This window comes from Sphingobium fuliginis (assembly GCF_015074805.1).
In the GTDB taxonomy this organism is placed as follows: domain Bacteria; phylum Pseudomonadota; class Alphaproteobacteria; order Sphingomonadales; family Sphingomonadaceae; genus Sphingobium; species Sphingobium fuliginis.
This window is the reverse complement of sequence record NZ_CP060037.1, coordinates 172,869-185,997: the sequence shown is the minus strand read 5'-3', so window position 1 is coordinate 185,997 and position 13,129 is coordinate 172,869. Positions and strand designations below refer to the sequence as shown.

General features: G+C 59.9%; 11 protein-coding genes. All 11 read left to right on the top strand.

All coding sequences use genetic code 11. The annotated features are described in order from the left end of the window. Nucleotides 1–276: 276 nt before the first annotated feature. The 11 genes from bphC to H5V43_RS22225 all read left to right on the top strand — a co-directional run bounded on the left by bphC (nucleotide 277) and on the right by H5V43_RS22225 (nucleotide 13,120). Nucleotides 277–1,176, top strand: coding sequence for a biphenyl-2,3-diol 1,2-dioxygenase (gene bphC / locus H5V43_RS22275; RefSeq protein ID WP_037508711.1), 900 nt, complete (start codon nucleotides 277–279; stop codon nucleotides 1,174–1,176). A 50-nt stretch (nucleotides 1,177–1,226) separates the two neighbouring features. Further along, nucleotides 1,227–1,553, top strand: a complete 327-nt coding sequence (locus H5V43_RS22270) for a non-heme iron oxygenase ferredoxin subunit (RefSeq protein ID WP_025548169.1) — start codon at nucleotides 1,227–1,229, stop codon at nucleotides 1,551–1,553. Continuing rightward, nucleotides 1,554–2,042 carry an aromatic-ring-hydroxylating dioxygenase subunit beta gene (locus H5V43_RS22265; protein WP_025548168.1) on the top strand — a complete coding sequence of 163 codons (489 nt, stop codon included), beginning with the start codon at nucleotides 1,554–1,556 and terminating at the stop codon, nucleotides 2,040–2,042. A 21-nt stretch (nucleotides 2,043–2,063) separates the two neighbouring features. Continuing rightward, on the top strand, nucleotides 2,064–3,326 hold the full coding sequence (locus H5V43_RS22260) for an aromatic ring-hydroxylating dioxygenase subunit alpha (RefSeq protein ID WP_025548165.1): 1,263 nt from the start codon (nucleotides 2,064–2,066) through the stop codon (nucleotides 3,324–3,326). Continuing rightward, a complete protein-coding gene (locus H5V43_RS22255) occupies nucleotides 3,323–3,916 on the top strand; it encodes a 2-hydroxychromene-2-carboxylate isomerase (RefSeq protein ID WP_025548163.1) in 594 nt (197 codons plus the stop codon). The genes H5V43_RS22260 and H5V43_RS22255 overlap by 4 nt, the downstream gene beginning before the upstream one ends. A 37-nt stretch (nucleotides 3,917–3,953) precedes the next feature. After that, nucleotides 3,954–6,125 (top strand): TonB-dependent receptor, encoded by a 2,172-nt coding sequence (locus H5V43_RS22250; RefSeq protein WP_193666905.1) that lies wholly within the window; start codon nucleotides 3,954–3,956, stop codon nucleotides 6,123–6,125. Nucleotides 6,126–6,229: 104 nt separating this feature from the next. Beyond that, nucleotides 6,230–8,632: a TonB-dependent receptor gene (locus tag H5V43_RS22245; protein ID WP_128830706.1), complete on the top strand. Its 2,403-nt coding sequence runs from the start codon at nucleotides 6,230–6,232 to the stop codon at nucleotides 8,630–8,632. 121 nt (nucleotides 8,633–8,753) lie between these two features. Further along, nucleotides 8,754–10,253 (top strand): NAD-dependent succinate-semialdehyde dehydrogenase, encoded by a 1,500-nt coding sequence (locus H5V43_RS22240; protein WP_025548160.1) that lies wholly within the window; start codon nucleotides 8,754–8,756, stop codon nucleotides 10,251–10,253. 124 nt (nucleotides 10,254–10,377) lie between these two features. Then, complete coding sequence (locus tag H5V43_RS22235; protein ID WP_025548158.1) at nucleotides 10,378–10,995, top strand: UbiX family flavin prenyltransferase; 618 nt, start codon at nucleotides 10,378–10,380, stop codon at nucleotides 10,993–10,995. Further along, nucleotides 10,992–11,564, top strand: a complete 573-nt coding sequence (locus H5V43_RS22230; RefSeq protein WP_244968725.1) for a hypothetical protein — start codon at nucleotides 10,992–10,994, stop codon at nucleotides 11,562–11,564. Before H5V43_RS22235 ends, H5V43_RS22230 begins: the two co-directional genes overlap by 4 nt. After that, nucleotides 11,561–13,120 (top strand): FAD-binding oxidoreductase, encoded by a 1,560-nt coding sequence (locus H5V43_RS22225; protein ID WP_130030108.1) that lies wholly within the window; start codon nucleotides 11,561–11,563, stop codon nucleotides 13,118–13,120. The genes H5V43_RS22230 and H5V43_RS22225 overlap by 4 nt, the downstream gene beginning before the upstream one ends. The last annotated feature ends 9 nt before the right edge of the window (nucleotides 13,121–13,129 follow it).

Genomic DNA, 13,129 nt, shown 5'->3' with positions numbered 1-13,129 from the left:
AATATGCGAAAGCCGGATCGGTCGGCTGTCGCTGGATGACCGGGCACCTTGGCGGTGCTCCCAAACGCTGCCCCGCGCCGCCGCCCATCACGGGCGAATCGCTGGTTTGACGTTCTGCTGCGCATTTCCTACACCAACAAATTTCCCGGTGCAACGTATTGCACCATGGAGAATTATCCACTAACTAGGTCGAGTCGGTCGGGTAAACCCGACTACAACACAATTCGGTGATGACGGTCCCGCGCGATGCGAGCCGCGTCTTGGGAGAGAAGGCAAATGGTAGCAGTCACGGAACTCGGTTACCTCGGGTTGACCGTAACAAATCTCGATGCATGGCGCAGTTATGCTGCCGAAGTGGCCGGCATGGAGATTGTCGACGAGGGCGAAGGCGACCGCCTCTACCTGCGCATGGACCAGTGGCATCATCGCATCGTGTTGCATGCCTCCGACTCCGACGATCTTGCCTATCTGGGCTGGCGCGTTGCCGATCCGGTGGAATTCGACGCCATGGTGGCAAAGCTGACCGCCGCCGGAATCTCCTTGACGGTGGCAAGCGAGGCCGAAGCTCGGGAGCGGCGCGTGCTCGGTCTTGCCAAGCTGGCTGATCCGGGTGGGAACCCCACCGAAATTTTTTACGGGCCGCAAGTCGACACCCACAAGCCTTTCCATCCTGGGCGCCCCATGTACGGAAAATTCGTGACCGGATCGGAAGGAATCGGGCATTGCATCCTGCGTCAGGACGATGTTCCCGCGGCGGCGGCGTTCTACGGACTGCTGGGGCTGCGCGGGTCGGTCGAGTATCACCTGCAGCTGCCCAACGGGATGGTGGCGCAGCCGTACTTCATGCACTGCAACGAGCGGCAGCATTCGGTCGCTTTCGGGCTTGGCCCGATGGAAAAGCGCATCAACCACCTGATGTTCGAATATACCGACCTCGACGATCTCGGCCTCGCGCACGACATTGTGCGGGCGCGCAAGATCGACGTCGCGCTCCAGCTCGGCAAGCATGCAAACGACCAGGCGCTGACCTTCTACTGCGCCAACCCGTCGGGCTGGCTGTGGGAGTTCGGCTGGGGTGCCCGCAAGGCCCCAAGCCAGCAGGAATACTACACCCGCGATATATTCGGTCACGGCAACGAAGCCGCGGGCTACGGAATGGATATTCCCCTCGGCTGATCATCCATTTGATCGCCGGTCCATAACCTAGATTGGAATTGCCAGACGCCATGTCGAACAAATTGCGCCTTTGCCAAGTAGCGTCCGTCAAGGACGGTGAACCGGTCGCGGTCTACCAGGAAAAAATGCCTGCGCTTGCAGTCTACAACGTCGATGGCGAAGTGTTCGTCACCGACAATCTTTGCACCCATGGCAATGCCATGCTGACCGATGGCTACCAGGACGGCACAATTATCGAGTGCCCGTTTCACGGTGGTTCGTTCGACATCGCCACCGGAGCTGCCAAGGCCTTTCCCTGCCAGATCCCCATCAAGACATACCCCGTCACGATCGAAGACGGCTGGGTGTGCATCGATCAACCGAAAGAGAGCGCCTGAATGCTCCTCGACACCCCTTCCCGCTATGAGCTGCAGCAGCTCACTTCCGAGCTCAACGCGCTCTACGCCGAACTCATTGACGATGATCGCTTGGAAGAGTGGCCCGAACTCTTTGTTTCGGACTGCGTTTATACCGTGATCTCGCGCGAGAACTTCGAGCGAAACATGGATTCAGCGGCGATCTATTGCGACAGCCGCGGAATGCTTGTGGATCGCATTGTTTCACTGCGCAAAGCCAATATCTTCCCGGTGCATGCCTACCGTCATATTCTCGGTCCGACCCGGATGGTTTCCACAACGGGAGCACTTGCAAAGACGCAAACCAATTATGCGGTCCTTATGACCCGTACCGACGGACACACAACAATCTACAATTCGGGCAAGTATATAGACGAGATCGACTTGTCGGGCGAGCGCCCCTTGTTTCGTTCGAAGATCGCCGTTTTCGATACCAACCTCATCGACACGATGATGGTTCGCCCGATTTAGTTCGCGACCAGGATTTTGATCATGACCGACACAGCTCTGCCAGACGAAAATACCTCGAGAACCGCAAACGGAACTGGTCGCCGGATTCCCTACCGGGTTTTCACCGATCCGGAGTATCACGCGCGCGAGCAGGAAAAGATCTTCCAGGGCGAGGCCTGGTCCTTCGTCGCGCTCGAGGCAGAAGTGCCCGAGGCTGGCGATTTCAAATCAACCTTCATCGGAGAAACCCCGGTCATCGTCACCAGGGCCGCTGATGGCGCCGTTCATGTCGTGGTCAATCGCTGCGCTCATCGCGGGGCACTGGTATGCCGCGAACTGCGCGGCAATCGCCCCAATCTCGAATGTGTTTACCACCAATGGGCCTATGACCTCGCCGGCAATCTGATCGGGGTGCCGTTCCGCCGCGGTCTCAAGGGCCAGGGCGGAATGCCCGGCGATTTCGACATGAAACAGCATGGCCTCAAGCAGTTGCGCGTCGGGATCGTCGGCGGGCTTGTCTTCGCCAGCTTTTCTCAAAGCGTGGTGCCACTGAACGATTTCCTCGGCCCGTTGGTTGTCGAGCATATCGAACGGATCATGCACAAACCGATCAAGGTGCTGGGCGATCAGCGGCAATATGTTCACGGCAACTGGAAGCTTTATGCGGAGAATACCCGCGATCCCTATCACGCCAGCCTTCTGCACCTGTTCCACAACACATTCGGGCTCTACCGGTCGACCCAGACCGGCAAGGCACTGATGGACAGCGAGAAGCGGCATTCGCTGCTTTATTCCATCGCCGCCAGCAACGACGATGCCGCCGACAAACAGGCCTATGGCGATTCCAGGACGTTCGATACCGAGTTCAAGCTTCAGGACATGTCGCTGCTCAAGGGCCGCCAGGAATTCGATGACGGCATCACCCTGGTTATCCTCGCGGTTTTCCCGAACCTGGTCCTCCAGCAGATTCAGAACACGCTCGCCGTGCGGCAAATCGTGCCAAAGGGACAGGAAGCGTTCGAGCTGGTCTGGACCCACTTCGGTTACGCCGACGACGATGCAGAAATGCAGGCAATCCGGCGCAAGCAGACCAACCTGATCGGTCCGGCCGGCCTGATCTCGATGGAAGACGGCGAAGCGGTGGAAATCGTCCAGAACGCCATTGTCGGCGAACAGCAGGCAACCTCGTTCATCGCGATGGGCGGTGGCCGCGCCGAGGATGCCGACCACCTTGTCACCGAAGGCGCCATTGTCGGCTTCTGGGACAGTTACGAGAAGCTCGTCGGCTTCGGGACCGCACGATGAGCCGCAAGATCGACTTCTATTTCGACTTCATCAGTCCCTTCAGTTACCTCGCGCAGCTGAAGCTCCCGGAAATAGCCCGCAAGGCCGGTTGCGAACTCGAATATTGGCCGATCGATATCCCCGAGGCGAAGATCGCGGCGGGGAACTACGGCCCGTCCAATCGCGAGGTGGTTCCGAAAATCAAGGTGATGATGGCGGACCTCAACCGGTGGGCCCACAAATATGACGCTCCCTTGCGTTTTCCGGCCAGCTTTGCCTGCAAGGACTGGAACTGCGCCACGCTCTACGCGCGCGAGCAGGGCAAAGCGGAAGCATACGTCGCTGCCGCTTACAATCTGATCTGGGGACAGGGAATCGACCCAAGCGACCGCGGAGAACTGCGCGCCTGTGCAACAGAAGCTGGACTCGATCCAGAGGCGTTGACAGCCTTCGTGGACTCTTCACTTGGCCAGAATGAATATCGCAAGGCTCGCAGCCTAGCCTATCAGCGGGGAGTCTTCGGCGCGCCGTTAATGTTTGTCGACGATCAAATATTCTGGGGCAATGATCGTCTCGACTTTCTGCAGGAGTATCTATCTCAACAGAAGTAATTCTTAGAATTAAAAATATGCGGCGGGGGGAGAGGAAATGAAAGAACTTCAGATTAACTTGTTTGTAACTGCGGCTGCCGTCCTTGCGCAATCGCTTGTTCCTAGTGTCGCGCTCGCTCAGGATACAACAGCCGAGCAGCCCAAAGATGAGCAGGCGTCGACCGGTATCGAAGATATCGTTGTCACTGCGACCCGCCGCGAAGCAAGATTGCAGCAGGTGCCCGTGGCCGTCACAGCGCTGGGCGCAGATGCCCTGCAATCGGCCGACGTCTCAACAGTAAGGACGCTGACCCAGCTGGTGCCTGGCTTTGTAGGCAGCCGCAACATGGGTGTCTTCCAGCCCGTGGTTCGCGGTGTCGGCTCAACCGGCATCTCGATTGGCGACGAACCCAATATCGCCACCTACATCGACGGTGTCTATCAGCCCGAATCTGCCGCAAACTGGATCGATCTCGTCGAGGTCGAGCGGGTTGAGGTGCTGCGCGGTCCGCAAGGCACCACTTTTGGTCGCAATGCGACGGGCGGGCTGATCAATGTGATCACGCCGGACCCCAGCTTCGATTTCCGGGGCAAGGCTTCCTTACGGGTCGGCCGGATGCGGCGCGAAGCGGGCGACTATGACGCGCGGCTCTATGTGACCGGCCCTATCAGCGAAAAGGCCGCGATCGATCTTTCCGGCCTTTTCCGCAAGAACGATGGCTATATCGATGATCTGGTGCGTGGTGGAACGCTGGGCGACCAGCGGGTCATCGATTTGCGCAGCAAGTTTCTGTTCAAGCCGGCGGACAATTTCAAGGTTGTCCTGACCGGCGAATTCTTCGACCAAAAAAGCACTAGCAATTCGCCGCAACCGGTCGATGGCAACACTGTCGCGCGGCGCTTCCCCGGAGCCATCTTGCCTACCGGAGCCTGGCAAGCGTCGCTCACCGATGTTCCTCGCCTCGACTTGCGGCGCTGGACTTTCGCCTTGCACACCAAGCTCGAACTCGATGATTTCAACATCGAGACCACCAGCGGCTTCATGAACCTCCGCTGGAATCAGATCACCGATTCAGACGCTTCTAACCTGCGGCTAGGGAATTTTCCGGCGATCTTCCGTTCCGAGTCGGGCAGTCAGGAAATCAAGCTCAGTTCCGCCAACCCCGGCCCGCTCCAGTGGCTGGTGGGTGGATATTTCTACCAATTTGGTGGAAGTGCTTTTCTTCAGCCCTGGACAGCCCCTAGTCCCACGGCAGGTTTGTCCGGACCGACGCTCGAACCTGATCTGGGCGGCCGGTCCTTTGCCGGCTTCGCGGATATCACGTACGAGGCGGTACCGGGCCTGTTCGTCAACCTCGGCGGGCGTTACACGACCGAAAAACGGGAATTTTCACAGACACTAAACGGCAGTCTGGTGGTTAACAACGTTCACAGGTCCTTCAATAAGTTCAACTACAAGATCGGCGTACGTTACGAAATCGACGACAAAACGAATGTCTACGCTAGCTGGAGCACCGCTTTCAAAAGCGGCGTCTTCAATATGGCTAGCACACGTAACATCCCTGTCGAACCCGAAGAAATCAAGGCTGCTGAATTTGGGTTAAAATCAGATCCTTTCGACTGGTTCCGAGCTAATCTCGCGATATATTATTATGACTACACCAACCTGCAACTGCAGTCTAAGGATTCGGCCGGGGCTGGCTATATTCTCCAGAATGCAGCAAATGCCGAAATCTATGGCGGCGAACTCGAGACAACGATCGTCCCAACCGCTGGCCTGAAATTGCGGGCGGCGCTCGCCTATACTCACGCACAGTACAAGGATTTCCCGCTGGCTCAGGGTTTCTTCCCTCAGCCGGACGGGGGCAATACCGTCGTGACCCTGGATGCCTCCGGGTTCGTCATGACCCGGGCGCCGAAATGGTCGGGAAATGTCGGGTTCGAATGGGAACACGACCTTGGGGCCGGACGCATGGCACTAAACGGAAATGTCTCGTTCAGTTCGCGTCTCTATTACGACTTTGCGAACAACTTCTCGCAGAAACCATACACTCTTTCTAACGCATCGTTGTCCTGGACACCCGAAAACGAGAATTGGAAAGTAGCAGTGTGGGCCACCAATCTTACAAACGAAAAGGTTTTCCAGACGATGCGGCCGGGCCCGCTGTCGAACGATGGATTTTACGAACAGCCACGGAAAATCGGAGCGACCTTTGAGGTAAAATTCTAGCACTAAGGCGAAAAGCCTGTGATCGATGAGGGAGAGAAACTATGCCTGGAATTACATCTTTCTACAACGCCAAACGCATGCTGATAACTACGACCGGCCTGACTATGGCCAGTTTCGCACTTGCTCCGAATTCTGCTCATGCGCAAGATGTCGATCCGGGCGCACAGCAAGAAGCCTCGAGAGGCGGTCTCGACGACATTGTGGTCACGGCCCGCAAGCGGGAAGAGAACGCGCAGGAAACGCCGATCGCGGTTACCGCGATGAGCGGTGCCATGATCGAAGACCGCCAGATTGCCAACGTCGCGCAGGTGGCGTCCTTCGCGCCCAACGTCAACATTCAACCCGTCGGCAACATCTCTGGCTCCAGCGCATCGCTCACCGCTTTCATCCGCGGCGTCGGCCAGACTGACTTCAACATCACCGTCGATCCCGGTGTCGGCATCTATGTTGATGGCGTCTATGTTGCCCGTTCGGTCGGGGGCCTGCTCGACATGGCGGACATTTCGAACGTCCAGATCCTGCGCGGTCCGCAGGGCACCCTGTTCGGCAAGAACACGATTGGCGGCGCGATCATCGTCAATACCAACGAACCCGGGAACGAATTTGATTTGAAACTTGAAGCCGCGACCGGTCGCTTCAACCGCGCCGATATCAAGGGCATCGTCAATATCCCGATCAGCGATACGCTGGCGATGCGCGCCGTAGCGTCCTACGAAACCCGCGACGGCTACCAGCGCCGCCTGTTCGACGGCGGACGGCAGGGCAACAAGGACAGCTTCTCTGGCCGCGTGGCCTTCAAGTGGGAACCGACCGACAACTTCAAGGCAATTCTCGCCGCCGACGTCAACATTCGTCGCGAAGAACAGGCAGCTATCTATCTCATCGAAAACCGGGACTCACCCGATCTTCTGCAAATCGTGAATCTGCCTGACGGCCGTCAAGTTGCCTTCCCTAGCTCAAACTTCGGTTACAACAAGCTGGGCGGTGGCGCTGGACAATGTGGCGCCCCGGGTGAACTGGCACCGGTCAGCAATCCGAACTGCGTTTCTTCCCGATGGGTTACAGGCGATATCGATACGACTTGGGCCGGAGGTCCGAACCGTTCCGACTTCGACCTTTGGGGTACTAATCTGACGCTCGAGTATGATTTCGGCGGCGTGACACTCAAGTCGATCAGTGCGTACCGCGACCAGAAGTCGGTCATCGAATACGACTTCGACGTGACTCCGCACGAAGTGCTGCAGCTGACCAACAACATCGACCTTTGGCAAGCTTCGCAGGAATTGCAGCTCAACGGTAACCTGTTCGACGACAGGCTCAAGTTCGCTCTGGGCGCCTATTACTTGAAGGAAAAGGGCCAGGACATCGAACCGCTGCGGTTCGGTTTCGCGAACTTTTTTAGCGGTGGCAAAATCAACAACGACAGCTACGCAGCTTACATGCAGTTCACCTACAAGGTCACCGACAAGTTTTCGATCACTCCAGGTATCCGCTACACCGACGAAACCAAGCGTTTCGACCCTTCGGCCCAGGTAATCTATCGCGATTTCACCGCGGGTCTTCTCCCACCCTATCCTGATGGCGTGTTCATTCAGTACAGCCGCTGTCTGGTCGGCCAGCCAGCGCCGCAGCTGCTGCCGAACGGGTTCCCTGACCCGGCATGTGTTCCGTCGGCGACCAATCCTGGCGGCAACCACAATCTGCCCGCGGTCGAGGTGTCCGCCAAGGCCAAGGAATGGACCCCGGCGGTCTCGGTGAACTATCAGTTCACCGACGACATCATGGGCTATGCGTCCTATTCCAAGGGCTTCAAGAATGGCGGCTTCAGCCAGCGTATATTCCCGGGCGAACTCGTCACCCCTGCTTTCACCCCGGAATTCGTCGAATCCTACGAAGTCGGCCTCAAGACCGAATTGTTCGACCGGCGCCTGCGCATGAACATCGCGCTGTTCCAATCCGACTACAGCGACATCCAAATCGTCGTGAACGAGGGTATCGCGCCCAAGGTTCGCAACGGGGGTGAGGGCCGGATCAAGGGCTTCGAGATCGAAGGCCAGGCCGCCCCGACCGACTGGCTAAGGATCGACTATGGTGTCGGTTACCTCGATGCCTATTATCGTTCGGTGGATCCAAGTGCTTTCCCGGTAACCGTGAACTCCAAGTTTGCGTTCGTGCCCGAATGGACAGCGACGATCGCCGCGAATGCGACCGTTTACGAGAGCGACAAGGGCAAGTTCGTTCTTCGCGGCGACTGGTACCATCAGAGCGGCACCTTCAAGGATGCCATCAACAGCCCGCAGCTGTATCAACCCGCCTATAGCGTGTTCGGCGCCAGCGCTTCGTTCACCGACGCCAGCGACCACTTCACGGTAACGGCAGGTGTCACGAACCTAACCGACAAGCGCTACATCCAGGGCGGCTATGTGGATTTGGACGTTGGCGGCGTCGCCGAGGCAACCTATTCGCGGCCGCGCGAATGGTTCCTCAAGGTCGCCTACAAGTACTGACGGCTCTGCCTGGGGTGACCGAAAGGTCACCCCATCGATTGGGGGGGATCCGCTCCGGCGGTTCCGCCCCGTTTCGTTTGCATCCCTTGAACTTCCCAACCGACTGCCAAGGTTTCGCTCCATGCCTGTTTCCCAGCCATCCTTGTCCCGGCCCGAATTCGCTGCAGGCCTGCCGATCGTCGATGGCGAGGCCATAGCCACTACCGAGCGGGCGATTGCCGTGATCAATCCTGCGACGGGGATGGCGCTGACGGAAATCCCCCTCCTAGGTGCGGTCGAGGCGAACCGCGCCGTCGAAAGCAACGCCAGAGCCTTCGGGGAATGGCGGGCCCATTCGGCCGCCGAACGCGCCGCCATTCTGCACGCTTGGTTCGCGCTTGTTCGCGAAAACCGCAACGATCTGGCAATACTGCTCACGGCCGAACAGGGCAAGCCGCTCGCCGAAGCGCTGGGCGAGATCGACTATGCGGCCAGTTTCATCCAATGGTTCGCGGAAGAAGCCCGGCGCATCAATGGCGAGATCATCCCCGCCCAACGCGATCGCCGGGTCCTGGTTCTCAAGCAGCCGGTGGGCCTGGTCGGCGCGATTACGCCATGGAATTTTCCCGCAGCGATGATCACGCGCAAGGTCGCGCCCGCCCTGGCCGCAGGATGCACCGTTACACTCAAACCCGCCGAACTGACCCCGCTCACGGCCTTCGCGCTGGCCCGGCTGGCACTCGAGGCCGGTGTTCCGGCGGGCACTTTCAACGTCATCGCAGGCGATGCGCCGGCGATCGGATCGGTCCTGACCAGCCATCCCGGCGTTGCCAAATTCACCTTCACCGGCTCCACCACGGTTGGCAAGCTGCTGACCGCGCAGTGCGCGACGACGCTCAAGCGGGTGTCGATGGAGCTGGGCGGCAACGCTCCGCTGATCGTGTTCGACGATGCCGATATCGACGTCGCCGTGGCGGGCACGATCGCTTCAAAGTTCCGAAACACCGGCCAGACCTGCGTCTGCGCCAACCGCATCCTGGTGCAGAACGGCATCCATGACCGGTTCGCCGAAGCGCTGGCCGCCAGAGTCGCGGCTTTCCGCGTCGGCAACGGCCTGGAAGGCGAGACCGATCAGGGCCCGCTGATCACCGCCGCGGCATTGCAGAAGGTGCGCGAACATGTCGGCGATGCCGTCGGGCGCGGTGCCCGGATCGTCACGGGAGGCGAAGGCCATGAAGCCGGCGAGCTGTTCCACCAGCCCACGGTCCTGACCGGCGCCAACCCGGACATGCGGCTGGCGCTGGAAGAGACCTTCGGACCGGTCGCTCCCCTCTTCCGTTTCGAAACCGAGGCCGAAGCCCTGACCCTGGCCAACAGCACCCGCTCGGGCCTGGCCGCCTACGCATTCACCCGCGACATGGACCGGTTCTGGCGCCTTGCCGAAGGTCTCGAGGTCGGCATGGTCGGCGTCAACAACGGCATCATTTCTTCGGAAACCATGCCTTTCGGCGGGGTCAAGGAATCGGGACTGGGGCGCGAGGGATCGCGTCACGGGATCGACGAATTCCTGGAACTCAAGGCCATAAGTCTCGGCTTGCCGCCGCAGCCTGCGATTGAAGCGGAGAAGCCCCGAAGGACATAGCTTCAAGGTGCTCTTACATGTTGCTTATAGTACAATTTGTTGCATAATGGTTGAGGGAGAAGGATTCGGCCATGAACGTTGCGACGGGAGTACGCAGGGAACGCGCGGGCGGCGCAGTCCGCCCATGAAGCGCGTGGTCGTTGCCATAACCGGAGCGACGGGCTCGGTTTACGGGCAGCGCCTGCTCGAAATGCTCCGCGAACAAGGTGGCTGGGAAACTCACCTCGTCATGTCGCAAGCCGCCTTGCTCAACATCCGCGAAGAAATTCCGGACGGCCGTCGCCTGATCGAAGGTGCGGCCGATGTGGTGCACAGCGTCCGCAATGTCGGCGCCAGCATCGCCAGCGGTTCGTTCCTGTGCGACGGCATGGTGATAGCGCCCTGCTCGATGCGCACTCTGGCAGCGGTGGCCCACGGTCTGTCCGACAATCTGATCACGCGCGCCGCCGATGTGATGCTGAAGGAGCGGCGCAAGCTGGTGCTGATGACCCGCGAGACGCCGCTCAACCTGGCTCACCTGCGCAACATGGTCGCCTGCACCGAAATGGGCGCGGTCATTTTTCCACCGGTCCCGGCATTCTACGCCCGTCCTGCAGGCCTTCAGGACATCGTCGATCACAGCTGCACACGGGTGCTGGATCACTTCGACATACATCGCAACGCAGCGGGCCGCTGGCAGGGACTTTCCACCGAGAGTGCGGTCGCCGAACCGGCGCCGCTGAAGATCGAAAGGCAAGCATGATGGCTTGGGATATCAAGCGACGCGAGCTCCTGGGAGCCGGAGCGCTGGGCGCAGCCGTGGCCGGGCTTGGCGTATTGCCCGGAGCGGCGGCGGCCCGCGCACGCAGGGTGACGGTGATCGAGGAAAGCGCGTCGCCGGAAAGCCGGATGTTCGCGGCGACGCTTGCCGAAAGCGGCGTGGTTGGCCGGACCATCCGGCTTGACCGGTCGCTCAATGTCCTTCTGCACGAACTGGACGATGCCGATGGCCTGATCGTTGGCCTGACTTCGGATCCCGCAGCCATGATCGCCGGACAGGTCCTGGTTGAGCGCGGCGCCCGCCCGGCGTTGCTGTGGCGGCACCATTACACGGGCGGACGCTGGCAGCATCGGACCGAGGGCGCGGCGCAACTGCTCCAAGGCGCCGCGGCGGCATGGCCGGTGGCCGTCGCGCACCTGGTTCGCGACGCGCTCGGCGCCCCAACCGAAGCTCGCTTGAACACCTGTCAGTCGGGTTCGTGCGATATCGCGGCCAGCAGCCCCGGACTGCTGGCCTCCTGGGTTTATGAAATCGGGGGAGACCTGTCTTGAGCCGCATTGTTCCCCAGGGTGTCGACGCATCCACCTTCAACAAGGCGCTCGACGAGCTTGCCGCGGTTGTCGGCAAGCAATGGGTATTCCTCGACGAGCTTCCGCTTTCGGCTTACCGGGACGCCTATTCTCCGCTGGCCGATGGCGAAATGCTGCCGTCCGCCGCTGTTGCGCCCGACGGTGTCGAGCAAATCCAGAAGATCCTGGCAGTCGTCAACGCCTACAAGATCCCTGTCTGGACCATCGGGACCGGCCGCAATTTTGCCTATGGTGGCCCGGCTCCGCGCAAATCCGGTTATGTCATGCTCGACTTGCGGCGGATGAACCGCGTGATCGAGGTCAACGAGAAATATGGCTACGCGCTGGTCGAGCCGGGCGTATCCTACATGCAGCTGTACCGCCATCTGCGCCAGATCGGCAGCAAGCTGTGGATCGATCCTGCCGCACCAGCCTGGGGCGGCGTGATCGGCAATGCGCTGGAGCATGGCGCCGGCTATACCCCCTATGGCGACCATTTTGTCATGCAGTGCGGCATGGAAGTGGTGCTGGCCGATGGTGAAATCGTCCGCACCGGCCAGGGCGCGCTTGCCGGATCGAAGCATTGGCAGGTCACCAAGCACGTGGCCGGCCCGCATTTCGACGGCATGTTCACCCAATCCAATTTCGGCGTGGTGACCAAGATGGGCATCTGGCTGATGCCGGAACCGCCGAGCTACAAGCCCTTCATGATCACCTACCAGAAGGAGGAGGATCTTGAGGCGATCTTCGAGGTCACCCGGGCGCTCAAGGTCAACCAGATCATCCCGAATGCGGCGGTTGCGGTTGATCTGCTGTGGGAGGCCTCGGCCAAGACCACGCGGCGCCACTATTACGATGGCAAGGGCCCGCTGCCGCCGTCGATCCGTGCCAAGATCGCCGCGGACCACGATCTGGGAATGTGGAACTATTACGGTGCGCTGTACGGCCCGCCGCCGGTGATCGAGAACAACTGGAAGGTGGTGGAGGATGCCTTGATGAGCATTCCCGGCGCCAAGGTCCATTTCGATCGCAAGAACGATCCGGCCTGGGACTATCGCGTACGGCTGATGCGCGGCGAGCCGAACATGACCGAATTCAGCATCATGAACTGGATCGGCGGCGGCGGGCACATCAACTTTTCGCCGATCTCGGCGCCCAGTGGTTCCGAAGCACTTGCCCAATACAAGCTGATCAAGCAGCGCTGCAACGATCACGGCTTCGACTACATCGGCGAATTCCTGGTCGGCTGGCGCGACATGCATCACATCCTGATGATCATGTACGACCGCGCCGACGAGACGATGCGCAAGAGCGCCTACGACCTGTTCGGCCTGCTGGTTGACGAGGCTGCGGAGGCGGGGTTCGGCGAATACCGCACGCACCTCGCCTTCATGGATCAGATCGCCAGGACCTACAAACACAACGACGGCGCACTCTGGGATCTCCACCACCGCCTCAAGGATGTTCTCGATCCCAACGGCATTCTCTCTCCGGGCAAGCAGGGCATCTGGCCGAAGGCGATGCGCACAAGCGCGTAACGGCGCCGG

Excerpts from the sequence above, each read along its gene's own strand:
- bphC (WP_037508711.1), top strand. The coding sequence starts at position 277 with ATGGTAGCAGTCACGGAACTCGGTTACCTCGGGTTGACCGTAACAAAT.
- H5V43_RS22270 (WP_025548169.1), top strand. The coding sequence starts at position 1,227 with ATGTCGAACAAATTGCGCCTTTGCCAAGTAGCGTCCGTCAAGGACGGT.
- H5V43_RS22265 (WP_025548168.1), top strand. The coding sequence starts at position 1,554 with ATGCTCCTCGACACCCCTTCCCGCTATGAGCTGCAGCAGCTCACTTCC.
- H5V43_RS22260 (WP_025548165.1), top strand. The coding sequence starts at position 2,064 with ATGACCGACACAGCTCTGCCAGACGAAAATACCTCGAGAACCGCAAAC.
- H5V43_RS22255 (WP_025548163.1), top strand. The coding sequence starts at position 3,323 with ATGAGCCGCAAGATCGACTTCTATTTCGACTTCATCAGTCCCTTCAGT.
- H5V43_RS22250 (WP_193666905.1), top strand. The coding sequence starts at position 3,954 with ATGAAAGAACTTCAGATTAACTTGTTTGTAACTGCGGCTGCCGTCCTT.
- H5V43_RS22245 (WP_128830706.1), top strand. The coding sequence starts at position 6,230 with ATGGCCAGTTTCGCACTTGCTCCGAATTCTGCTCATGCGCAAGATGTC.
- H5V43_RS22240 (WP_025548160.1), top strand. The coding sequence starts at position 8,754 with ATGCCTGTTTCCCAGCCATCCTTGTCCCGGCCCGAATTCGCTGCAGGC.
- H5V43_RS22235 (WP_025548158.1), top strand. The coding sequence starts at position 10,378 with ATGAAGCGCGTGGTCGTTGCCATAACCGGAGCGACGGGCTCGGTTTAC.
- H5V43_RS22230 (WP_244968725.1), top strand. The coding sequence starts at position 10,992 with ATGATGGCTTGGGATATCAAGCGACGCGAGCTCCTGGGAGCCGGAGCG.